Here is a 24,442-nt window from a genome sequence, read left to right on the forward strand (position 1 = left end):
GCCCCCTTCTAGGGGGCCTTTTGCAAAGCCACCTCCTATGGAGGTGGTTTTTTATCTGGTTCACACCAAACCCTTAAACGGGTCTGGTGTGATGCAGTGTTGTTATTAGCCGCACTGAAGTGTGTAGTGCGGGCTGTCAGCTGTTGCCGATAGCAGTGCCTGGTTTTAGTTACACCGGCACCATCATCAGTTGGGTAATGGAGTTATCGTCATTGAGTTGCTCGAGCCGGACGGTGAAACCCCAGAGCCGATGCAGATGTTTCAGCACTGACGGATAACTTTCGGCAAGCGGCACCCTGTTATTGGGGATAAAACGTAAGGTTAGTGAGCGGTCGCCGCTGACATCGACATTCCACACCTGAATATTGGGTTCGATATTACTCAAATTATATTGAGCCGACAGCATTTGCCGGATCTTCTGATATCCCTCGTTATTATGAATAGCGGCAACTTCCAGTGAGTTGTCTTTATCATCATCGACAATGGCAAAAAGGTGAAAATCACGGATTACTTTTGGAGATAAATACTGGCTGATAAAACTTTCATCTTTAAAGTTTTGCATTGCAAAGTGTAAGGTTTGCACCCAGTCGGAGCCCGCAATATCCGGAAACCATTGTTTATCTTCGGCAGTTGGCTGTTCACAAATACGACGGATGTCGGTAAACATGGCAAAACCAAGTGCATAAGGGTTGATGCCGGAATAATATTTTGAGTTATAGGCAGGCTGGAACACCACATTGGTATGGTTGTGTAACACTTCCAGCATAAATTTGTCGGTGACCAGGCCTTCACCATACAGATGCTGCAAAATGGTGTAATGCCAGAAAGTTGCCCAGCCTTCGTTCATCACCTGAGTTTGTTTTTGTGGATAAAAATACTGTGAAATTTTGCGCACTATCCGCACTATCTCGCGCTGCCAGGGTTTTAATAAAGGTGCATTTTTTTCAATAAAATACAGGATGTTTTCCTGTGGCTCGGCCGGAAAGTGACGCTCTTGCGTGACAGCATGCTGCTCTTTATTTGGAATGGTTTTCCATAGCTGATTCACCTGAGACTGCAGATAACTTTCCCTGTCTTTTTGCCGGCGCTGCTCTTCATCCATCGAGATTTTTTGTGGTCTTTTATAGCGGTCAACACCGTAGTTCATCAGGGCATGGCAGGAGTCGAGAATATCTTCAACTTCGCTGACACCATATTTTTCTTCACAGTCACTGATATATTTTTTGGCAAAAACCAGATAGTCGATAATAGAAGAGGCGTCTGTCCAGGTTTTAAATAAATAGTTGTTTTTAAAAAAAGAGTTATGTCCATAACAGGCATGAGCCATTACCAGTGCCTGCATGGTAATGGTGTTTTCTTCCATCAGGTAAGCAATACAGGGATTAGAGTTAATGACAATTTCATAAGCCAGTCCCATATGGCCTCTTTTGTAGTTTTGTTCGGTCTGAATAAACTTTTTGCCATAAGACCAGTGGTGGTAACCAATAGGCATGCCCACGCTGGAATAAGCGTCCATCATTTGTTCTGCGGTGATAATTTCAATCTGATTCGGGTAATAATCGAGCTGATAAAATTTAGCCACCCGCTCAATTTCAGTCTGATATTGCTGCAGCAGTTCAAAAGTCCAGTCCGGACCATCCGACAGCGGCTGCACTGTTGCAGCTGTGGTTTTTCGTTTAGCGGTCATAGCGCACTCCTTAGCAGCACGGGGCCGCAGGCATTCTGATTAGCTGGCACCATGTCAGGCTGATTGCTTGTTCACACTTTTTCGAAACAGTTCGCGGAACACCGGATAAATATCACTGACCTGACGGATAGGCTGAATGGCAAAATTATCAAAGCTGCGCAGCAGTTTTTCATATTCCAGCCACAGGCTTTGATGTGGTCTTTGTGTAATTTCGATATAAGCGTAATAACGCACCCAGGGCAGCAATTCTTCGGTCAGAATAGTGGCACACTGCGGGCTGTCGTCGGCCCAGTTGTCGCCGTCCGACGCCTGAGCTGCGTAGATATTCCACTGAGTGGGGTCATATCTTTCTTTAACAATGTCAGCCATCAGTTTCAGTGCGCTGGACACTATGGTGCCGCCGGTTTCCTGCGAATAAAAAAACTCCTGCTCATCCACTTCTTTGGCTTGAGTGTGGTGGCGGATATAAACCACATCAACATTTTTGTAGCTGCGGCTTAAGAACATATAAAGCAGAATATAAAAACGTTTGGCCATGTCTTTGGTGGCTTGATCCATTGAACCTGATACGTCCATCAGGCAAAACATCACCGCTCTGCTGGTTGGTTCCGGCCTTTTGGCAAAATTGCGAAAACGCAAATCAAAACTGTCGATAAAAGGCACGGCGGCGATGCGTTTTTTCAGCTCTTCCACTTCAGCTCTGAGTTGCTGCAACTTGTGTTCGTCCGGCACAGCTTCTTGTTGCAGCTCTGCAATTTGTTGCTCCAGTGCCTTCAGATCTTTCTTTTTGCCGGCACTCATGGCAACACGACGAGCCAGCGAACCTTGCAACGACCTGACAATATCAATATTGCTGGGTACCCCTTCCGAGCGGTAACCAGCGCGTACATTCTTAAATTGCACCAACTTATCTAACTGATTTTTCTTCAGATTTGGCAGTTCTAAATCTTCAAACAATAAATCCAGGTACTCGTCTTTTGAAATGGAAAACACAAATTCGTCTTCACCTTCACCATCCTGACTGGCGTCCCCCTGACCTGAACCGCCGCCCTGACCACCCAAAGGTCTTTTGATCCTGTCGCCCGGGCTGAACTGATCATTGCCCGGATGGATCATTTCTCTGTGCCCCCCTTTGCCCTGGTGAAAAAACGGTTCGGTAATGTCGCGGCCAGGAATAGACACAGATTCACCGCTATCGATGTCGGTGACACTGCGTTTACTGATGGCATCGGAAACAGCCTGTTTAATCTGCTGTTTATAACGGCGGATGAACCGTTGCCGGTTCACCGCACTTTTGTTTTTTCCGTTCAGGCGTCGATCGATAAAATGCGCCATAAAACCTCCGGCTAACCCCTGGCATCACTGAGACTTGCGAACGCGCAGATACCATTCTGACAGCAGTCGCACCTGTTTGCGGGTGTAGCCTTTTTCCATCATCCGATCGACAAAATCATCATGTTTTTTCTGATCATCAGTCGAGGTTTTGGCATTAAATGAAATCACCGGCAACAGCTCTTCGGTGCTGGAGAACATTTTTTTCTCAATGACAGTGCGTAATTTTTCATAACTGGTCCAGGTTGGATTTTTGCCGTTGTTTTTGGCTTTGGCACGCAGCACAAAATTGACAATTTCATTGCGGAAATCTTTTGGATTGCTGATGCCTGCCGGTTTTTCAATTTTCTCCAGCTCGGCGTTTAATGCGGAGCGGTCAAATAACTGGCCTGTTTCCGGATCGCGGTATTCCTGATCCTGGATCCAGAAGTCAGCATAAATCACATAACGGTCAAAAATGTTCTGGCCATATTCAGAATAGGACTCCAGATAAGCGGTCTGAATTTCTTTGCCAATAAATTCAACATATTTAGGGATCAGATAACCTTTGAGATGTTCAAGGTAACGTTCCGCCACATCGGCCGGAAATTGTTCCCGTTCAATTTGTTGCTCCAGCACATAAAATAAATGGACCGGATTGGCGGCCACTTCAGTGCTGTCAAAGTTAAAGACCCTGGACAGAATCTTAAAGGCAAAGCGGGTAGAAAGCCCGGTCATGCCTTCGTCAACGCCGGCGTAGTCACGGTATTCCTGATAGGATTTTGCTTTTGGATCTGTGTCTTTTAAACTTTCGCCGTCATAAACCCGCATTTTGGAATACAGGCTGGAGTTTTCCGGCATTTTTAATCGGGATAACACGGCAAACTGCGCCAGCGAAGTCAGGGTGCCCGGGGCACAAGGGGCTACTTTTAACTCACTGTGCTCAAGCAGTTTTTCGTAAATTTTGACTTCTTCTGACACCCTCAGGCAATAAGGCACTTTGACGATATACACCCTGTCTAAAAAGGCCTCATTGTTTTTATTGTTGCGAAAGGTTTGCCATTCAGATTCGTTACTGTGCGCCAGAATAATGCCTTCAAAGGGTAGGGCGGCTAAACCTTCAGTGCCGTTGTAATTGCCTTCCTGAGTCGCAGTGAGCAGTGGATGCAGCACTTTAATAGGTGCTTTAAACATCTCAACAAATTCCATAATGCCCTGGTTGGCACGGCACAAAGCGCCAGAATAACTGTAGGCATCCGGGTCATTCTGTGCAAAATGTTCCAGCTGGCGGATATCCACTTTGCCCACCAAAGAGGCGATATCCTGATTGTTTTCATCACCGGGTTCAGTTTTGGCGATAGCGATTTGATCCAGAATCGAAGGATATTTTTTCACTACACGGAACTGGCTGATGTCCCCGTTAAACTCATGCAGTCTTTTACTGGCCCAGGGCGACATAATTGTTTTTAAATAACGTTTTGGAATGCCGTATTCCTGCTCCAGAATATTGCCATCTTCCTGACCGTCAAACAGGCACAGCGGGTGGTCATATACTGGTGAGCCTTTGAGGTAATACACCGGCACTTGTTGCATCAGCGATTTAAGTTTTTCTGCCAGTGACGATTTACCACCGCCCACAGGACCTAACAGATACAAAATTTGTTTGCGCTCTTCCAGCCCCTGAGCTGAGTGTTTCAGGTAAGAAACTATTTGTTCTATCGCATCTTCCATGCCGTAAAATTCAGAAAAAGCCGGGTAACGGGCAATGACCCTGTTGGAAAATAATCGGCTTAATTTCGGATCTTGTGCTGTGTCAATAAATTCTGGCTGACCAATCGCCATCAATAACCGCTCTGCAGCACTGGCATAACAGCTTTTATCGTTTTTGCACAAAGCGAGGAATTCAGAAATGCTGTATTCCTCTTCTTTGGCCGCTTCATACCTAGACTTATAGTGCTCAAAAATGCCCATATGCACCTCCGCAACCTTGTCAAAGAAACTTGAGACTGAAACTGATGCTGTAATTCAAGGTTAGACAGTAAAACTTCGCTTTGCTTGGCTAATTCACAGAATTTTATGCAATTTTCGATAAAGCGTTATTTCAGTTTGGTCTGATTGGCAACAAGCGTAGCTGAAGAAAAGCAGAGTAGAAGGCAATAAAAAAACCCGGTTTAAACCGGGTTTTTTGTGATTGGCAACCAGAAGTTACGCCAGAGTAAAAATTACTTAGCGAAGTTTTCGGCGGCAAATTTCCAGTTCACCAGCGCCCAGAAGGCGTTAAGGTAAGTAGGACGGGCGTTACGGAAATCGATGTAATAAGCGTGTTCCCACAGGTCAACTGTCAGAACCGGCGTCAGGCTGGCGTCCGTTAATGGGGTGCCGGCGTTGCTGGTATTGACGATATCCAGAGTGCCGTCAGCTTTTTTCACTAACCAGGTCCAGCTTGAACCAAAGTTGTTCACTGCTTTGTCGTTAAATGCAGTTTGGAAAGCAGCAAATGAACCCCATTTGGCGTTGATGGCGTCAGCTAAAGCACCTGTTGGTTCGCCACCGGCATTTGGTGCCAGGCAGTGCCAGTAGAAAGTGTGGTTCCAGATCTGCGCGGCGTTGTTAAATACCGGGCCTTCTGAAGTTTTGATGATATCTTCCAGTGATTTACCAGCAAATGCAGTGCCTTCAATCAGAGAGTTCAGCTTTACCACATAAGCGTTGTGGTGTTTGCCATGGTGGTAGTCCAGAGTTTCTGGGGAGATATGAGGTAATAATGCATCTTTTGCGTATGGTAATGCTGGTAATTCAAAGGCCATTGTAATTCTCCACTGACATTGTTTATGGTTTCTGCATCGCGTAGACTACAAAACCTGACTAAAATACTCAAGTTTTACCTGAGGTTTTGCCGGTTTCTTCGCCTGTTGATGCTCTCTTTCTGCTGGCATTAATTTTTGGGGCAAAACTTGAAAACTCAAGTGGCCGGCCACAATTCATCTGGTAAAATGCGCTAACTTTTTATGTGCCCCAGGGCAGAGGTTTTTTATGGAAACTATCGACAAAATTAAACAACAACTGGCTGATAACCCAATTATTCTGTTTATGAAAGGGTCGCCAAAATTCCCAAGCTGTGGTTTTTCTGCCCAGGCCTCTCAGGCGCTGATCGCTTGTGGTGAACAATTTGCGTATGTCGATATTCTGCAAAACCCGGATATCCGTGCTGAATTACCAAAATTTGCCAACTGGCCAACTTTCCCGCAATTGTGGGTGGAAGGTGAGCTGATTGGTGGTTGTGACATTATGCTGGAAATGTTTCAGCGTGGTGAATTACAGCCGTTAATTAAAGAAACTGCGGCTAAATACAAAAAGCCGGATGCAGAATAAGCAGCATAAAGTGTTGTTGCTGCAGTCATCACTGTGGTTACCCTGATAAAAAAAGCAGCGTCAGCTGCTTTTTTTATGCGGTTTAGTCTGAGCCTGGATTTGCTGCAGGCTTACAACCTGAATAACATGCCCGTCTCAGGCAACGTCAGTATCTGAGTCTTGTTCTGAGATTTCGTCATCGCTGTTGTCGTCGGCAAATAATGGCGGAGGCCAGCCACCAAGGGCGTGCCAGCGATTAACGATGTAACAAAATAGTTCTGCAGTGCGCTCAGTGTCGTACAAGGCGCTGTGTGCTTCTTTGTTATCAAAGGCAATGCCTGCCGCCTTGCAGGCTTTGGCTAGCACTGTCTGACCTAACGCCAGTGCCGCCAAAGTTGTAGTGTCAAAAGACACAAAAGCATGAAATGGCGAACGTTTGATATGATTACGTTCAACAGCTGCATTTAAGAAACCCTGATCAAAAGCCGAGTTATGTGCCACCATCACCGACCTTTGGCAACCTGCGTCTTTTTGTGCTTTGCGGACCGCTTTAAAAATTTCGGTCAGCGCTTCGCGCTCAGAAACAGCGCCACGCAGCGGGTTGTAGGGATCTATGCCATTAAAGGCCAGTGAGCTTGGGTTCAGCACTGCGCCTTCAAAAGGCTCTACATGAAAATGCAAAGTGCGGTCGATGCACAGATTGCCATTCTCATCCATGGTCAGCAGTGTGGCGGCAATTTCCAGTAACGCATCGGTTTGGGCATTAAAGCCTGCGGTTTCGACGTCGATAACTACAGGATAATAACCGCGAAATCGTTGCGAAAATAATGTTGTTTGTGTCATATCCAAACCAGCCTGACAATGGGGGCACGCAGTATGCCAAAAAAAATGCCGGTCGTCTTGTTGCGGCACAGCCTTTGCAGGAAAAATCTTATCGACCAGCGCATGCTGGCAAAGCCCAAAGTGGAGAACAGCTTGTGACGGCTGGAGGTGCAATGAAATTTGTTGGTTATCTGTGTCTGAGCCTGTGTTCACTGCAGCTTCTGGCCAGCAGTGAGCAATCGGCATTGCAGGCAGAGCGGCAAAATGTGCGGCAATATGTTGCCACTATTGAACAGGCAAACTGGTCAGTAAAAACCGCCACCGCGCTGCAATGTGAACTTAGCCACACCATTCCTAATTTTGGTGAGGTGAGTTTTGTCAGTCATTCCGGCAAAGAACTGAATTTATTGTTTGCGCTAAAGATGACGCGGCTGCCGGATGATTATGGACTCGCCAAAGTATTGTCGGTGCCACCGGCCTGGCGTGCTGGTGAACAGGCCAAAGCTATTGCCGATTTTAAAATGTTAAAACAATTTGATGGCGACCTGGCGAAAAAAGAAGCCTGGACTTTGCTGACTGAACTGGAGCAGGGGTTCAGCCCGACCTTTTATTTTGCCGACTGGCACAGTCCTTTTGACCAAATTGCGGCAGCGGTAAATCCGGTGCAGTTTGCCGGTCCTTATCAGAAGTTTAATCAGTGTATGGCGGGTTTATTACGTTATACCTTCGACGATATTGCAATGACGGTGCTGAACTATCAGTCCAACAGCGACGAGCTGACACGGGAGTCAGAAGCAAGGCTAAAACAAATTGCTGAATATCTGCAGCATGACAAGAGCATAGTTTCGGTCCGGATTGATACCTATACCGACAGTTATGGCGGGCGCTGGATCAACGAAGAATTGTCGCGTAAAAGAGCGGCGACCTTAAAAGCCTTTTTTGTTGAAGCCGGTATTGAAGAAAGCAAAATTGATACTGAAGGTTTTGGCGAAAAACGTCATGTGGCGCCGAACGACACGCCAAGAGGTCGGGCGGTTAACCGCAGAGCGGTGATCCAGCTGGCCCGGCTTTAACCCAATACGGGCACACAAGACAAATCAAAAAGGCGTCTTATAAAGACGCCTTTTGTTTGGTTAAAAACCGTGCCGGATGGATCAGCACACTAAGCTTTTCCGAAAGCGGCAAGGGTTCGTTGCACAACTGTGCCGCCAGTTGCTGTGCAAGCAAAGGTGCAAACAACAAGCCGCGGGCGCCCAGCCCGCCAAAGAGGTGAAGGCCTGGCGCAATAAAACCGGCAACCGGCAGATGATCCGGTACTGTGGTGCGAAGCCCGGCTTTTGCCGATTCTACTTTGGCATCGTCAAACCAAGCCGGTTGTTGTAATACCTGCTGCACCAGTGCCAGGTTGGCCTCGTTGTCGCTGTCTAAAAGCAGCGCTTGTTGCCTGCTGCGGTCAAAAGTAGCGCCGACACAATGTAAACCATCCAACGCCGGCGTCAGATAACCCTGATGGCAAATTACTGTTTTTAAAGGCGCCATAGCCTGGGATCTCACATGACTCACCTGGCCCCGCACCAGGTTCAGTGGCAAAAACTGAGTTTGGGCAAAATTGTGGATTTGGCTGCCACAAGCCAGCACCAGGTTTTTTGCAGACCAGACTTGTGGTTGATGGTGATGTACATCTTCTGCATCAAGCTGCCAGGTTGCGCTGTTGGCCTGCCACTCTAACCGATTGACCTTGCAGCCAAAAATAACTTCAAAACCGCTTTGTTGCTGTAAATGCTTCAGTGCCGCCTGACAAAAAGCCTGAGGGGCTATCCAGCCCCCGGCCGGATAATACAAACCAGCAAAGGGCAGGGATAAACCTGCGACAGCGGACGCTTGTTCAGCATCAAGCTGTTGAAATAAACAACCCTGATAAGCGGGCTCTGCGGCCATTTTCTGTTGGCGCACTGCCAGAGTCTGATTGCAGGCGAGTGTGAGCACTCCACAAAAATCCGCAGGAAAATCAAATTGTTGTTTTAGGTTCTGGTAAAACCGAGCCGCAAAACCAAAGGCCAGTGCATGCAGCATAGACACAGGGCTCCAGCTGGCCTGCAGCTGCGGATACAAAGCACCTTGTCTGTTATGGGAAGCCTGTTGTGCTACAGCATCATCCATACACAATAACCTCACCTGACGGCCGTGCTGTTGCAGTGTCAGTGCCAGACTGATTGCCGCCAGACCGCCACCAACAATAGTGATCATGTCTGGTTGTGCTGCGGTTTGGGTGGAGGCTGAGGATTCAGCGGCTTGCTCAGGCTGTTCCGGCAGATTAGCTTGGGATGGATTATCAGGCTGAAAAATACCAATACACATTTCGCGTTTGCGGCCATAACCTTTGACTTTTTTTACGGCAAAACCTACGTCGGCTAAACCGCGGCGGACCAGACCTGCGCTGGTAAAAGTGGCCACTGTAGTGCCGGTTTGGCTTAAGCGCGCCATCTGGCTGAATAATTCAGGTTGCCACATCTGCGGGTTTTTACTGGGCGCAAAACCATCCAAAAACCAGGCATCGGCGCTGTTTTGCGCGCTTAGTTGTGGCATCGAATCATGTACATCGCCAAGCCACAAATCGAGCGTGACTCTGCCTTCGTCAAACTGCAGCCGGTGACAACCAGCTACAGGCTCCGGATATTGCGACACTAACAAAGCGGCAAGTTCAGCCAGCAGCGGCCAGCTCTCGAGCGCTTTGGCCAGATCTTGTTTTTTCAGCGGATATTTTTCAAAGGTGCTGAAATACAGACGTTCACAACAGGCCAATGCTGCTTCTTTTTGTGCTACACGGAAATTTTGCCAGGCCAGCAGGAAATTGAGCCCGGTACCAAAACCGGTTTCGATAATATGAAAATAACGGCGCTGGTGATTTAAAAAACGTTGTGGCAAACCGTTTTGCTGCAAAAACACGTATTGGGTTTCTTCCAGCCCGCTTTCGTTGGAAAAATACACATCATCAAATAAATCAGAAACCGGGGTTCCCTGTTCGTTGTAATGAATAATGGCGCTTTGAATAGGTTGCATAACGGGCTCTCAAAAAAAACGCCACAGTTTAACCTGATTGTCATTTGTTTGGATAATAGTGTACAACTGTGCGCTGAAATTGGACCAGTTCGGCATGAAAAGTCCGTACAATGTTTTTCGTTAATTTTTTATCCAACGTTTTTCGGTCTCAGACCAGCTTCAGGAGTCAGAATGAAAAGAGCAGTGATCACCGGATTGGGCATAGTCTCCAGCATCGGTAACAATCAGGCGGAAGTATTGGCGTCATTAAAAGCCGGCCGCTCAGGGATCACCTATTCACAGGAATTTGCCGATCTGGGCCTGCGTTCGCAAGTCTGGGGAAATATCAAACTCGACACCAGCGAGCTGATTGACCGCAAAGCCTTACGTTTTATGGCCGACGCTGCAGCTTTTGCTTATATCTCCATGCAACAAGCCATTGAAGATGCTGGTTTAACCGAAGAGCAGGTGTCACATCCGCGCACCGGTTTAGTAGTAGGTTCAGGTGGTGCTTCATCAAAAACTCAGGTGGAAGCCGCTGACATTCTGCGCGAAAAAGGCGTAAAAAGAGTAGGCCCTTATGTGGTGCCAAAAACCATGTCGAGCACCTGTTCAGCCTGTTTAGCCACACCATTTAAAATTAAAGGCGTGAACTATTCCATCAGTTCAGCCTGTGCTACCAGTGCTCATTGTATTGGCCATGCGGTAGAGCTGATTCAGCTGGGCAAACAAGACATTATTTTTGCCGGTGGTGGTGAAGAAGTGCACTGGACCTTAGCGATGGAATTTGACGCTATGGGCGCACTGTCGAGCAAATATAACGACACGCCGGAAATTGCGTCACGTACTTATGATGCGAACCGCGATGGTTTTGTCATCAGTGGTGGCGGCGGTATTCTGGTGATTGAAGAGCTGGAACACGCTTTAGCCCGCGGCGCAAAAATTTATGCGGAAATCGTCGGTTATGGCGCGACCTCAGACGGTTACGATATGGTGGCACCAAGTGGTGAAGGCGCTGTGCGTTGTATGCAAATGGCGATGCAGGGTGTCAATGCACCGATCGACTACGTCAACACCCATGGTACCAGTACGCCAGTGGGGGATGTAAAAGAGCTGGGGGCCATTCAGGAAGTATTTGCTGGTAAATCACCTGCGATTAGCGCCACCAAAGCCATGACAGGCCACGCCTTAGGCGCTGCTGGTGTGCATGAAGCTATTTATTCACTGTTGATGATGGAACACGGTTTTATTGCGCCATCTATTAACATCAGCGAGTTGGATGAAGCGGCCAAAGGTCTGAACATTGTGACCGAAGCCCGTCTGGCCGACTTAAATACAGTGATGTCAAACAGCTTTGGTTTTGGTGGCACCAATGCCACTTTAGTGATGCAGAAATATCGCAGTTCATAAAAAATACCGCGCTTAATAACGGCACCGCTGTTAACAACGTTGCTCTTATGTCTAAGCTGCAAAACGGAACAACAAAGCCACCAACAGGTGGCTTTGTTTTTGGCCGCGTTTTAGAATGCCGGCCTGACTTGTAATCTCTGTGGCTACAGCTCGCCGATAAAATCTCTGGCAGGATCGCTGATGTTAAAAATTTATGCTGATGAAAATATGCCTTATGTGCAGCAGTTTTTTGCCGAACTAGGGCAGGTGCAGCTGGTGGATGGCCGCAATCTGACGCCAGCGCAAGTGGCTGATGCCGATGTGTTGCTGGTGCGCTCAGTCACCAAAGTTAACGCTGAATTATTGTCACAAAACAACAAGTTAAAGTTTGTTGGCACAGCCACTATCGGGGTTGACCATATAGACCAGTCTTATTTGCAACAGCAGGGCATCCATTTTAGCAGCGCGCCAGGCTGTAATGCGCAGTCGGTGGTGGAATACGTGCTCAGCAGCTTATTTTTATTGGCCGAGCAACAACAAAAACCGCTGCAGCAATGGACTATAGGTGTGGTGGGTGTTGGGCAAATTGGCTCCCGCCTGGTCAAAGCTTTACATGCTTTGCAGGTAAAGGTGTTGCAATGCGACCCGCTGCGTGCGGCTGTTGAGTCGGACTTTGCGCATACGCCATTTGCAGACTTGCTCAAACAGGTCGATGCGTTAAGTTTTCACGTTCCGCTCGTAAAAAGTGGCGAACATGCCACCTTCAAACTGCTGAACAGCCAGACGTTGGCGCAGTTAGCGCCAGAGGTGGCCATTATTAATGCCTCGCGCGGTGAAGTCACCTGTAATCAGGCGCTGCTTGCTGAGGCTCAAAAGCTTGCACAAAATGGCGGCCAAAGACCGCTGGTGCTGGATGTCTGGGACAACGAGCCCTTGGTGCTGAAGGCGCTGGCGCCTTATTGCCGCATTGCCACTGCCCATATCGCCGGTCACAGCATCGAAGGCAAGGCCCGAGGTACCGAAATGTTGTATCAGGCGCTTTGCCGTTTGCTGAATTTAACCCCAGGGCATGGCCTGCATGATTTTTGCCCGTCTCCTGTGATGGAAATGCTGCAAATTTCTGCAAATTTTGGACTTTCAGATGTCCAAAATCTGTGCCGTATGTTATATGATGTGCGCCGTGATGACGCTTTATTCAGATATCATCTGAATGGCAACGGGTTTGACTGGCTCAGAAAACATTATCCACCGCGACGTGAATTCAGTTCGTTGCGGTTAGCGGCCCCCGGGGGCGCAATTCCAGAATATTTAACGCAGTTAGGTTTTAGCAGCCAGTAAAAGAGGAAAGACGATATGGCGCAGCAATTCGACGTCGCAGTATTAGGCGCAACCGGTTTAGTCGGTCAGCATCTGATTGAAATTCTTGAACAACGCGATTTTCCGGTGAAACGGTTGATCCCTTTAGCGAGTAGTCGTTCTGCTGGCGGTTTTGTCACCTTTAAGGGTAAACAGATTGAAGTGCTGGATGCTGAAACTTTTGACTGGTCAGAAGCCCAAATTGGTTTGTTCTCAGCAGGTGGCAGTGTATCAGCCATTTACGCCCCACGCGCTGCTGAAGCAGGTTGTGTGGTGATCGACAACACCTCACACTTCCGTTATGAAGCGGATATTCCGCTGGTGGTGCCTGAAGTGAATGCCCATGCTATTGCTGATTATCGCAACCGCAACATCATTGCGAACCCAAACTGCTCCACTATTCAGATGCTGGTGGCGTTAAAACCTATTCATGATGCTGTGGGCATTACGCGCATCAACGTCGCCACTTATCAGTCTGTCAGCGGTGCCGGTCAGCAGGGTGTGGAAGCGCTGGCGCAGGAAACAGCCCAGCTGTTAAACGGCCGTCCTATTGAAAGTACAGGCAAGTTCAGCCGTCAGATCGCGTTTAACGTTATTCCGCAAATTGATGTGTTCCTGGACAACGGTTACACCAAAGAAGAAATGAAAATGCATTGGGAAACCCAAAAAATCATGGGTGATGACCATATTGCGGTCAATGCAACAGCAGTGCGGGTACCGGTGTTTTATGGCCATGCCGAAGCTGTACATCTGGAAACCCGCCATCCCATCAGCGTGGAGCAGGTCAAAGCTTTGCTTGCCAATGCACCAGGTGTGACGCTGTTGGAAGACAATGCTGATTTCCCAACTCAGGTGGGCAATGCTCAGGGTCAGGACGATGTTTTTGTTGGCCGTATCCGCAAAGACTTGTCTTACGAAAATGGCCTGAATCTTTGGATTGTGGCTGACAATATCCGCAAAGGCGCTGCCACTAACAGTATTCAGATTGCTGAACATCTAATCCGCGATTATTTGTAATTCGCGAGTATTGGAAAGCAAGCTATTGGTTGGCAAAAAGCTCCCTCACCGGGAGCTTTTTATTGATGTTGAATGATGTTGTTATGGCCACTGCTGCTGCCTTATTAATTACTGCTTTTTTAATTAATTTCCTGTCTTTAGTTAAGTTTCCATCGGTTCGGCAGATAAAATTGCATCAGTGGCGCAAAGCGCAGATCGCATTGTGCGGCAAACTGGTTTAGGATCGACGCTTTGAACTGCCTGCGAATGTGGAACAATGCTTGCAGTGTAGAATTTATTCTCAAAAGCTGAGGCGATGACACCGCATCTTTAAGTTGGCGCGACGGCCACTGCAGCGGTAAAGGATATTGGAATGCATCATCTGCGATTATTGATCCTGTTGCTGATTGTCAATTTTATGACGGTCGCCTGGGCGGACACCACGGCCAAATTACGTGGACCTAAAGAATTTGACGCCCCAGTTGTCACACGGCTGGGGCCTTTGTCGTCGCGTGACACCCTGTGGCGATTGGCCGAACAAGCCAGACCTGATCAACGCCTGAATATGTATCAGGTGATGTATGCCCTTTATCAAAAAAACCCTGACGCTTTTTTGGATGACAACTTTAATCATTTAAAACCAGGGGCTTATCTTGAGATCCCAAGCTTACGTGAAATTCTGGCGGTGAACGCCGTTGAAGCGCAGCGTAAATCAGAAAATGACGACAGACTGTGGGCGGAAAAAATCCGTCTGGCGGCCCAGGCTAAACCCGAGGATAAAACCGCCAAAGCCGATGATCTCGCCAAAGCCACCCGCGAAATTACCGAAGAGTTGAGCCGGGTGGAAGCTCAGCAAACCGAACGTTTGTCGGATTTGCGCGAGCGACTGGGCGCTTCTATGACCAATGTTGAAACCATAGTGCAGGAAAACACCCAGTTAAAAAATCAGTTGGATACTGTGGTGAAAGAGCTGACAGTAGTGAAAAGTCAGCTGGATAAGGACAGTGAAATTCAGCTGCAGCTGCAACAGTTACTACAACAACAGGCGGAATTGCTGGCGCAACAACGCGAACAGATCCGCAAAGCCGAAGAGGGGTTTAATTTTGCCGAGTTCTGGCAAAAATTTGCCGCAAGTCCGGTGGGCTGGGCCATTATGGGTTCGTTACCTGCCGTGATCCTGTTATTGGTGATAGTATCGGTGATCCGCCGCCGTGGTCAAAAGGCCGCCGCTGTGGTGAGCGCCGCCACAGCTGCACCTGCGGTCGATCCAAATTACCGTTCACCTTTGCCACCTTTGGATGACAGTCTGGACTTTGATGAGAGTAGCCTGATTAATCTGGACGACTCATTATTAAATACTCGTATGCAATCGGATATCAGGCTTGATGATGATAATCAGCCTGCGCGCAGCAGCAAAGCAGCGGCCAGTTTTGGTGATGATGATTTATTGGATGATTTTGCGCCGACGCCTACCGCAAACAATAAAACAGACTTTGATCTGGACGATTTGCTGGACGAGCCTTTTGACACTCCGGCCAGCAGCACGACAAAAACTGAGTTTGACCCGAACAATATCTTGTCCGGTGATGACTTAAATTCGTTATTTGCCAGTGCCGAAGATGAGCCGTCTTTCAGCGCTAAAACAGAATTTGATCCCAATAATATTCTGTCCAACAACGATTTAGATTCGTTGTTTGAAACTCCATCTAGCAATAGCGACGATGAAGATCCGGATGCTATTTTTGCCAGCGCTCTGGCAGCTCAGCAGGCGGCCGAAGTGATGGACGAGGATCTACTGCCGGATACACCTTTATCTGCTGAAGCATTACAAAGTGCAGCAGCCCAGGCAGATGAGTTTGACGAGTTGCTGGAAGAAATTGAGCTGGATATTCCGGCTGATAAAGACAGCAGCAACGACAACATTGATTTAGACGAAGATTTTGATATTGACGCCCTGGTTGCCCAATCACAGCAACAACAGGCAACTGTGTCTGTACAAGCTGTTGCGGCAGAGCCGGTTGCTCAGTCTCCGGTGCAACAAACTGCTACTGACACCGATGATTTTGATATTGATGCTTTGTTGTCGGCCAATAGTGCAGACAGCAGTAAAGCCGAAGCAGAAGTACCGCAATTTGACAGCTCTGAGCTTGATGCTTTTGCTGAGTCGCTGGCCGAAGAGCAGTTACCGGACGAAAATGGCCAGCAGCAGCCGTTGCCACAGGACGACGAAGAGCCTATTACCGAGTTGTTGGAAGCCGATGAAACTGAGCTTTTTAACGAACTTGACGACATTCTGACCGAAGTGGCACAAATCAGGGCCCAGAGCCAACAAGCCGCTGCGCTGACAGAGCTGGAGCTGCCTTCTGCCGCGCTGGAGCTGGCACAACAAGACTTTGATGAAGCCGATTTGTCGGTGGCGGATATCAGCCAGATGCTGCAGGAGTCTGACGAAAGTGCCGTTGCGATTGAGGCTGAACCTACTGCTCTGTCTGAACTGGCTGTTGAACCTGAGCTCGATGATATAGGGTTGCCGTCTACAGTACCTGAAGCTGACGACACTTTCAGCGCTGATGATATTTTACTGGATGAAGAGCTGGGCCTTGCTGATGAAACAGCGGCAGAGCTGCTGCAGGCAGAGGCACTGGCTGCGGCGCAGAATATGCCAGATCTGGAAGAGCTGGACGATGATTCTGTCAGCAAACTTTATGATGCTATTTCGTCAGTAGAACGGCCCAGCAAGGTGTTGGATGAATATCCGGAGCTGGCGCTGGAAGACGAATTTGCTGCTGATGCGGACATTTTCCCCGATGATGCACAGCTATTAACTGCGCAGCCGGAACTAACTGATATGGCGCTGACAGAGCCAGAGCTGTTGTCGCAGGCTGAGCAAATGGCAGACAAAGCGCTGCTGAGTGAATTATCTGAGCTTGAAGACACTAATTTTGACGACATGTTACAGGCACTTGATGAATTGCAGCCTGATCTGTTGTTAACAGATGATGAGCCATCATCGGATACTGTCGCAATCGCAGCAGAGTCAGTCACTCAAGCGCCAGAGCCAGCAGAAACAGCCCAGCTGCCGGCGCACGATCTGCCTGATTATGTGCATATTGATAAGTTGCTGGCGGCGACCGAAGAAGACATCGAAGCCGAAATGGCGCCAGGGTTGAATATCGATGTGGGTCTGGCCGATTTTGAAGATTTAATTGCCGCCGATGAAATGGGCGATGTCGATCAGGCTGATGCCGGTTTTGCCGGTCAGCTTGATCTTATCCGTGCTTATAACGAAATTGGTGATACCGACAGCGCCCAGCAGCTGATTAAAGAAATTCTGGCTTCAGACGCGCCGGCTCATGTCAAACAAGAGGCGATTCATCTGCAAAATTCCTGAGCCTTTGCAGCGGAAATAATAAAGTGGGTTTTGTCATTACAACAGCTGTGGTGGCAGTGGCGTAAAAGTTAAACCCAGTCCGAAAGTTTTAACCAAGCCGGATCTGCGATGCAGCACCGGCTTTGTTTTTTGCAGCTGATGACAGAACTTTGGGAATTGTGTTGTGCTTTGTTATACTCGCGCCGGACAAAAAAGGAGTATGCATGCGCATTGCAATGGGTATCGAATATGACGGCACCGGCTATTTTGGCTGGCAGCGTCAACGTGAAGTCAAAAGTATTCAGGGTGAGCTCGAGCGTGCGCTCAGTCAGGTTGCCAATGAACCCATTGAAATTTTTTGCGCAGGCCGCACCGACGCAGGTGTACATGGTACGGGTCAGGTGATTCATTTTGATACCCAGGCCAGCCGTGATATGCGCGGCTGGATCATGGGTGCAAATTCCAAATTGCCAGTGGGTATTGCAGTGCGCTGGGCAAAAGCTGTTTCTGATGACTTTCATGCCCGTTTTTCGGCAACAGCCCGTCGTTACCGTTATGTGATTTATAACCGCAAATACCGTCCGGCCATCCTGGGGCAGGGGCTCAGTCATTATCACCAGGATATTGATGTCAGCCTGATGCAACAGGCTGCGCCTGTACTACTCGGTGAGCAGGATTTTTCGTCATTTCGTGCCATTCAGTGTCAGTCCAATACGCCGTTTCGTAATATCATGCATTTGCATATCGAACGTTTTCAGGACTTTATTGTTATTGATATCAAGGCAAATGCGTTTTTGCATCATATGGTACGTAATATCACCGGCAGTTTGCTGGAAGTGGGGATGAAAAAACGCCCACCTGAGTGGATTGCGGAGCTGTTGGCGGCCAAAGACAGGACTTTAGCTGCGGCCACGGCCAAGGCCGAAGGTTTATATCTGGTAGCGGTGGATTATCCGGCGCAGTTTGAGATCCCACAGGGCGCGCTCGGCCCTTTATTCCTGCCAGACTAAGCAGTGGGTACTGCCGGCTTGTGTCTGGCAGTGCCACAGATTTCAGTGGATCCCTGCATTTCTTGTGTAGCTGGACAGACCTGTTTCAGCCTGCACTACTAAGACCAGTTTTTTATGTTGCTTCTGCAACCTTTGTGTTTTAATAACCGCCGTTTGCCATATTTTCGCTGAATTTTGCATAAATTCACTAAATCTGTGCGCGAAAATCGTACAGTGAGATCTAAGGAATATTTATGAGTTGGTTAGAAAAAATCCTGCCCAGAACCTCGTCGTCGGCACGTCGTAACATTCCGGAAGGGGTGTGGACCAAATGTACTGCTTGTGACGCTGTGTTGTATAAGGCCGATCTGGATCGCCAGCTGGGTGTTTGCCCAAAATGTGACAACCATATGCGGATTGGTGCCCGTGAGCGCCTCGCCAGCTTTTTAGACACCAACACAGGTGTGGAAATGGCCGCTGAGTTAGAACCTCAGGACGTGCTGAAATTTAAAGATTCAAAAAAATACAAAGACCGTATTGTGGCGGCACAAAAAGAAACCGGCGAAAAAGATGCCATGGTGGTGATGCGTGGTTCGCTCAAAGGCATGCCGGTGGTTGTGGCCAGCTTTGAGTTTAACTTTATGGGTGGCTCTATGGCCTCAGTGGTCGGCGCCAAGTTCGTTAAAGGTGTTGAATTTGCCCTTGAACATAAAGTGCCGTTTATCTGTTTTTCTGCTTCAGGCGGTGCACGGATGCAGGAAGCCTTGTTCTCACTGATGCAAATGGCCAAAACCTCGGCTGCCCTTGCCAAGCTCAGTGAAGCCGGTTTGCCTTATATTTCGGTATTAACAGACCCTACTATGGGTGGTGTTTCTGCCAGTTTAGCCATGCTCGGTGATGTCAATATCGGTGAGCCAAAAGCGCTGATTGGTTTTGCCGGCCCGCGGGTGATTGAACAGACAGTACGCGAAAAGTTACCTGAAGGTTTCCAACGCAGTGAGTTCCTGCTGGATCATGGTGCTATCGATATGATTGTTGACCGCCGCCAAATGCGCGATACAATTGCCCGATTAGTAGCAAAATTCATGCGGCTGCCAGCTCCGGTGTCGGAGAATCGCGTCGCCTAAGGCGTTATGAACTCTCAAGCGGTATCTTCCAGCCAATCGTGCCAGACTCTGGCCGATTGGCTTTCATTTATTGAACAAAGCCATCCTATTGATCGTATCGAGCTCGGCCTGGAGCGGGTGCTGCAGGTGGCAGAACGTGGTCAGCTGCAACAACTTCCCGGTATTAAAATTCTGCTTGGTGGCACCAATGGCAAGGGCAGTAGTGCCCGCTGTCTGGAACAGCTGCTGTTAGCCCAGGGTTATTCGGTCGGTGTGTACACCTCACCACATTTGCTGAAATTTAATGAACGGCTGCGCATCAACAATCTTGATGTCAGTGATGCGCTTTGGGCCAGCGCTTTGGCAAAAGTGAATCAACTGCGTGCTGATACAGCTTTAACTTATTTTGAGTTCACCACGCTGGCGGCTTTTTCTGTATTAAAACAAGCCAAGGTTGACGTCTGTATTATTGAAGTAGGTTTAGGTGGCAGGCTTGACGCCACCAATATTATTGACCCTGACCTAAGTGTGTTAACTACCATAGATTTGGATCACCAGGACTGGCTCGGCGATACCAGAGAAAAAATCGGCCGCGAAAAAGCCGGTATTTTTCGCGCCGGCAAACCCGCAGTGGTGGGAGATCTGGCAGTGCCGCAATCTGTGCTGGAGGAAGCAGCACGACTTGGCAGCACACTCAGGCTGGTGAACCGGGATTATCGTTATCAGTTGACCGAAGCAGGCAACAGCTGGTCTTTTCAGGGCCTTGCTCAAAGTTTTAATTCATTGCCGCTTGCCTCGTTACCGCTGCAGAACATGGCAACTTGCCTTGCCTGTCTCGAAGCGCTGAATTTGTTACCGGATGCTGATTTAGTGGCTAAAGTGTTGTCTGAACTTCAGCTGGCAGGGCGGATGCAGTGGCTGAGTAAAACGCCTGCCATCTTACTCGATGTGGCGCATAACCCGCAGTCGGCGGCGTACCTCGCTGGCAAATTGGCTGAAATAGCACCGACATATCGCAAAGTTCATGCGCTGGTGGGCATGTTAAAAGATAAAGATATGCGCCAGAGTCTGGCGGACTTTGTGCCTTTGGTGCATCAGTGGCATCTGGTGACTTTACCCGGGCCACGCGGCGCCAGTGCAGAGCAGCTGGCTCAGCAATTACCTTCTACAGCAGTTTCACATTGTTATGAAAATATGCACAATGCATGGTCAACATTGGCACCCGAGCTTGCTGCTGATGATTTGGTATTGATTTTTGGTTCATTTGTCACAGTGTCACAGTTTCTGACACTCTGGCCGCAAGGAAATGTATGACAGCTGTATTTAGAAACCGTCTGATTGGCAGTGCTATTTTAATTATTGCTGCCATCGTCTTTTTACCGGATTTACTCGATGGCCAGAAACAGGTCAGTAAAGACGATTTTAAAGCGATACCTGAGCGCCCGGAATTTGCATCTGTCGCGCAGCAGCAAGTGTTTGCGCAGGATCAGCATGATGCCAGCAGAGCTGCAGCCATGGCGCTGCCGCAGGAGAAAAATGCAGATCCGGATCCACAGCCTGCAGCAGCTGGTGAGCCAGGCACACAAGGTGCACAAGATACATTACCTGATCAAACTTATGCTTCAATCAGCACCGACAGCGCAGCAGCTAAACCAACAGAGCTGACCGATCCTGTGCCAAAGGCCGCAGAAACACAGCCTGTGCAGCAGCCTATTGCTGAACCTGCCAAAGCCGACGAGACAGCAGTAAAACTACAGCCGAAGGCAGATGAAAAACTAAAACCTGCTGACAGTGCGCTGACAAAAGCCGCCTGGGTGGTGCGTGTTGGCTCTTTTAGCAAAGAGGCCAATGCCAATGCGCTGATGGCAAAGCTTAGAGCCGCAGGTTTTGCCACCTTCAGCCGCAAGGTCGTTAATGCCCAAGGCCAGACCATGATCAGTGTGCTGGTGGGGCCTGACCTGAAAAAAGACAAACTGGAAAATAGTCTGAGCCAGCTGCAGACCTTGGCTGATGTGCCAAAACTGAAAGTGGTTCCTTTCCAACCGGTTGAAAATAATTAGCCTAAGCGGCGCGCCTTTTGATAGAATGCGCGCCGTCATCGAGCAGCCTTTGGAAGCACATGGTCTGGGTTGATTATGCCATTCTGGCAATTATCGGATTGTCGACTGTTATCAGTCTGATCCGCGGTTTTGTAAAAGAAGCCATTTCTCTGATCGTCTGGATCGCGGCATTTTTTGTCGCCAGTCATTATTATCCTTATCTTTCGCCTTTTTTCTCCAACATCGACAATCTGCTGATCCGCAATGCTGTGGCTATAGCGGCCTTGTTTATTTGTTGTCTGCTGCTCGGCGGTCTTTTTAATTACCTGGTGGGTAAGCTGGTGCATTCAACAGGCCTCAGCGGTACCGACAGGTTACTTGGCCTGCTGTTTGGTGCCCTGCGTGGGGTGCTGGTGGTCAGTGCGTTGTTGTTTTTTCTGGACGCTTTTACGCCTTCAGCCGGATCCGACTGGTGGAAAGCCTCAGTCCTGATCCCAGAATTTGATTTTATTATTGAGTGGTTTTTCAGTTACCTGAAAGACAATTCCAGTTTTATGCAACAGACATCAGCGCTGACGAGGTAAGGTTCCATGTGTGGTATTGTTGGTATCGTAGGTAAATATCCGGTCAATCAAGCCTTATATGACGGCTTAACCGTGTTACAACATCGCGGTCAGGATGCAGCCGGTATTGTTACTGTCGATCAAAACCGGCTGCGCTTGCGTAAAGCCAATGGTCTGGTCAAAGACGTTTTTGAAGAGCGCCATATGGAGCGTCTGGCTGGTAACATAGGTATTGGCCATGTCCGTTACCCAACGGCAGGTTCTTCCAGCACAGCCGAAGCTCAACCTTTTTACGTGAACAGCCCATTTGGTCTGGCTTTGGCCCACAATGGCAACCTGACCAATGCTGAAGAAGTGAAAAACGAACTCTTTAAAGTGGCACGCCGCCATGTCAACACCAGTTCAGATTCTGAGGTGTTATTAAACGCGCTGGCGCATGAACTGCAAGGTGATGGTGCCATGCAGCTGATGCCGGATGCCATTTTTAATGCCGTGGCCAATCTGCACCGTAAAGTGCGTGGTGGTTACGCTGTAGTGGCGCTGATCATCGGCCATGGTTTGGTGGCGTTTCGTGATCCACATGGCATTCGTCCTTTGGTGATGGGTAAAAGGGAAACCGACAAAGGCACCGAATATATGGTGGCATCTGAGAGTGTGGCCCTGGATGCCGATGGTTTTACCGTATTGCGTGACGTATCACCAGGTGAAGCCGTGTATATTACCGAAGATGGTCAGCTGTACAGCCAGCAATGTGCTGAAAACCCAACTTATACACCGTGCATTTTTGAGTATGTGTATTTTGCCCGTCCGGACTCCACTATCGACAACGTTTCTGTATACGCGTCGCGGGTGGCTATGGGCAAAAAACTCGGCGAAAAAATTAAAAAAGAATGGGCGCATCTGGACATTGATGTGGTGATCCCAATTCCGGAAACCAGTAACGACGCCGCTTTACAAATTGCCACTGAGCTGGGTCTGCCGTACCGTCAGGGTTTTGTAAAAAACCGTTATATCGGCCGTACTTTTATTATGCCGGGTCAGGGCCAGCGTAAAAAATCGGTGAAACGCAAACTCAATGCTATCTGGCAGGAGTTTAAAGGCAAGAATGTATTGCTGGTAGACGACTCTATTGTGCGTGGTACCACCTCAGAGCAAATTATTGATATGGCGCGCGAAGCTGGTGCCAACAAAGTGTATTTTGCGTCAGCGGCTCCGGAAATCCGTTTCCCGAACGTGTATGGCATTGATATGCCATCGGCGAATGAGCTGATTGCCCATGGTCATGACGCTGAGAGTGTCTGCAAAATCATTGGTGCTGACGGCCTGATCTTCCAGTCGTTAACCGATTTGGTTGAAGCAGTGCGTAGCCAGAATCCGGACATTAAAAAGTTTGAAACATCAGTATTTGATGGGGTTTATGTCACTAATGACATTACCCAGGAATACCTCAACAGATTAGACGCAGCGCGCAATGACGCCAAAAAAGGTGGCAAGGCGGCATTAATGGCCGGCAATCTGGAGACTTATAACGAAGGCAATTAAGCCGTAGTTGTAAAAGCAGATATTTTGGTCAGAACAAAGGGAGCCTTGGCTCCCTTTGTTATTGGTGACGAGTAGCATTTTAGCGATGCCCTAATGGGTAAATACCGGCTGGAATCCTGAGCTCCATAAAATTGCCGTTGCTGTTAACACACAAACCAACAGCACTAAGCCGCAGGTCACCACTGAACTGGCGTAAATAAAACCACGCTCTTCCGGAATGTGCATCAGAATAGGCACGCCAACGTACAATAAATACACTGAGTAGGATAAACCGGCCAAACCAACCAACATCACAAACCAAAGTTCGGGGTACAGGGCGGCAATACCAACCATAAAGAGTGGTGTTGAGGTATAAGACGCCAGTTCAAGGGTTTGGGTGTAAGTCGGTTCTGAGCCAAAGGTATGTGCCATCCAATGCGCCAGGTAAGCCAGCGCAAAAACGCCCAGGATCAGGGCGATATACATGGCAACGGCCAGCATCAGCGCACTTTCGGACGTTAAACTGATAGGTTCGCCAACCCCTATACTCCAGCCGATATGTACCGCGGAAAAATAAGCACAAACCGACGGGATCAGTGCCACCAGTAAAATATGGATCAAACTATATCTCAGGCTCTCGTGACGGGCATCGATGGTTTGCCATTCTTCTTTCGGGTGGGCGTACAGCCCCCATAAGTGATTTAAGATCATATTTTAGTTATCCTTGTCGACTGCTGAACTAATGGTGTCTGAGTGACTAGCCAACACTCATAATTAAGTTATGGCTAACGGAGCTTATCCCGTCAAGTTTGCCCCTGAATATCCACCTGTTTTCTGAGTTTAACCACAGCTTCAGGAAAAACTGCCTTGGTACCAGGCTGCGCCGTCGTTATAATGTCGCGT

19 protein-coding genes are annotated in these 24,442 nt (G+C 48.5%); 12 read left to right on the top strand and 7 right to left on the bottom strand.

The window, feature by feature from the left end:
* Positions 1-169: 169 nt before the first annotated feature.
* The 4 genes from V7P87_RS10975 to V7P87_RS10990 all read right to left on the bottom strand — a co-directional run bounded on the left by V7P87_RS10975 (position 170) and on the right by V7P87_RS10990 (position 5,805).
* Positions 170-1,687 (bottom strand): SpoVR family protein, encoded by a 1,518-nt coding sequence (locus V7P87_RS10975; RefSeq protein ID WP_333797472.1) that lies wholly within the window; start codon positions 1,685-1,687, stop codon positions 170-172.
* Between the two features lie 54 nt (positions 1,688-1,741).
* Positions 1,742-3,022 (bottom strand): YeaH/YhbH family protein, encoded by a 1,281-nt coding sequence (locus tag V7P87_RS10980; protein WP_333797473.1) that lies wholly within the window; start codon positions 3,020-3,022, stop codon positions 1,742-1,744.
* Between the two features lie 24 nt (positions 3,023-3,046).
* Positions 3,047-4,969 (bottom strand): PrkA family serine protein kinase, encoded by a 1,923-nt coding sequence (locus V7P87_RS10985; protein ID WP_296299056.1) that lies wholly within the window; start codon positions 4,967-4,969, stop codon positions 3,047-3,049.
* A gap of 251 nt (positions 4,970-5,220) precedes the next feature.
* Positions 5,221-5,805, bottom strand: a complete 585-nt coding sequence (locus V7P87_RS10990) for a Fe-Mn family superoxide dismutase (RefSeq protein ID WP_260657192.1) — start codon at positions 5,803-5,805, stop codon at positions 5,221-5,223.
* A 226-nt stretch (positions 5,806-6,031) separates the two neighbouring features.
* Here V7P87_RS10990 and V7P87_RS10995 point away from each other — a divergent pair, with 226 nt between their 5' ends.
* A complete protein-coding gene (locus V7P87_RS10995; protein WP_260657191.1) occupies positions 6,032-6,370 on the top strand; it encodes a Grx4 family monothiol glutaredoxin in 339 nt (112 codons plus the stop codon).
* Between the two features lie 135 nt (positions 6,371-6,505).
* On the opposite strand, the gene rnt is transcribed toward V7P87_RS10995, so the two are convergent.
* The gene (rnt, locus tag V7P87_RS11000; protein ID WP_333797474.1) at positions 6,506-7,192 is read right to left on the bottom strand and encodes a ribonuclease T; all 687 of its coding nucleotides are present in this window, start codon (positions 7,190-7,192) and stop codon (positions 6,506-6,508) included.
* Positions 7,193-7,344: 152 nt separating this feature from the next.
* Here rnt and V7P87_RS11005 point away from each other — a divergent pair, with 152 nt between their 5' ends.
* On the top strand, positions 7,345-8,244 hold the full coding sequence (locus V7P87_RS11005) for a flagellar protein MotY (RefSeq protein ID WP_333797475.1): 900 nt from the start codon (positions 7,345-7,347) through the stop codon (positions 8,242-8,244).
* 37 nt (positions 8,245-8,281) lie between these two features.
* Here the strand turns inward: V7P87_RS11005 and mnmC are convergent, their stop codons facing one another.
* Positions 8,282-10,231 (bottom strand): bifunctional tRNA (5-methylaminomethyl-2-thiouridine)(34)-methyltransferase MnmD/FAD-dependent 5-carboxymethylaminomethyl-2-thiouridine(34) oxidoreductase MnmC, encoded by a 1,950-nt coding sequence (gene mnmC / locus V7P87_RS11010; RefSeq protein ID WP_333797476.1) that lies wholly within the window; start codon positions 10,229-10,231, stop codon positions 8,282-8,284.
* Positions 10,232-10,402: 171 nt separating this feature from the next.
* Between mnmC and fabB the strand changes: the two genes are divergently transcribed.
* From fabB to purF, 10 genes are all read left to right on the top strand, one after another.
* On the top strand, positions 10,403-11,620 hold the full coding sequence (gene fabB / locus V7P87_RS11015) for a beta-ketoacyl-ACP synthase I (protein ID WP_333797477.1): 1,218 nt from the start codon (positions 10,403-10,405) through the stop codon (positions 11,618-11,620).
* A 180-nt stretch (positions 11,621-11,800) separates the two neighbouring features.
* On the top strand, positions 11,801-12,937 hold the full coding sequence (locus tag V7P87_RS11020) for a 4-phosphoerythronate dehydrogenase (protein ID WP_333797478.1): 1,137 nt from the start codon (positions 11,801-11,803) through the stop codon (positions 12,935-12,937).
* Between the two features lie 15 nt (positions 12,938-12,952).
* Positions 12,953-13,972: an aspartate-semialdehyde dehydrogenase gene (locus tag V7P87_RS11025; protein ID WP_333797479.1), complete on the top strand. Its 1,020-nt coding sequence runs from the start codon at positions 12,953-12,955 to the stop codon at positions 13,970-13,972.
* A 352-nt stretch (positions 13,973-14,324) separates the two neighbouring features.
* Positions 14,325-17,342, top strand: coding sequence for a FimV/HubP family polar landmark protein (locus tag V7P87_RS11030; RefSeq protein ID WP_333797480.1), 3,018 nt, complete (start codon positions 14,325-14,327; stop codon positions 17,340-17,342).
* Between the two features lie 203 nt (positions 17,343-17,545).
* The gene (gene truA / locus V7P87_RS11035; protein ID WP_333797481.1) at positions 17,546-18,331 is read left to right on the top strand and encodes a tRNA pseudouridine(38-40) synthase TruA; all 786 of its coding nucleotides are present in this window, start codon (positions 17,546-17,548) and stop codon (positions 18,329-18,331) included.
* Positions 18,332-18,564: 233 nt separating this feature from the next.
* Positions 18,565-19,437 carry an acetyl-CoA carboxylase, carboxyltransferase subunit beta gene (gene accD / locus V7P87_RS11040; RefSeq protein ID WP_260657181.1) on the top strand — a complete coding sequence of 291 codons (873 nt, stop codon included), beginning with the start codon at positions 18,565-18,567 and terminating at the stop codon, positions 19,435-19,437.
* A 6-nt stretch (positions 19,438-19,443) separates the two neighbouring features.
* Positions 19,444-20,730, top strand: a complete 1,287-nt coding sequence (gene folC, locus V7P87_RS11045) for a bifunctional tetrahydrofolate synthase/dihydrofolate synthase (RefSeq protein WP_333797482.1) — start codon at positions 19,444-19,446, stop codon at positions 20,728-20,730.
* A gap of 548 nt (positions 20,731-21,278) precedes the next feature.
* The gene (locus V7P87_RS16730) at positions 21,279-21,476 is read left to right on the top strand and encodes an SPOR domain-containing protein (protein WP_442967965.1); all 198 of its coding nucleotides are present in this window, start codon (positions 21,279-21,281) and stop codon (positions 21,474-21,476) included.
* Positions 21,477-21,535: 59 nt separating this feature from the next.
* Positions 21,536-22,039: a CvpA family protein gene (locus V7P87_RS11055; RefSeq protein ID WP_296299029.1), complete on the top strand. Its 504-nt coding sequence runs from the start codon at positions 21,536-21,538 to the stop codon at positions 22,037-22,039.
* A gap of 6 nt (positions 22,040-22,045) precedes the next feature.
* Complete coding sequence (gene purF / locus V7P87_RS11060; protein WP_333797484.1) at positions 22,046-23,560, top strand: amidophosphoribosyltransferase; 1,515 nt, start codon at positions 22,046-22,048, stop codon at positions 23,558-23,560.
* A 90-nt stretch (positions 23,561-23,650) separates the two neighbouring features.
* Here purF and V7P87_RS11065 read toward each other — a convergent pair whose 3' ends face one another.
* Positions 23,651-24,250 (bottom strand): Yip1 family protein, encoded by a 600-nt coding sequence (locus V7P87_RS11065; protein WP_260657176.1) that lies wholly within the window; start codon positions 24,248-24,250, stop codon positions 23,651-23,653.
* Between the last annotated feature and the right edge of the window lie 192 nt (positions 24,251-24,442).

Origin of the sequence: Rheinheimera sp., assembly GCF_036782235.1 — a bacterium.
GTDB lineage: Bacteria > Pseudomonadota > Gammaproteobacteria > Enterobacterales > Alteromonadaceae > Pararheinheimera.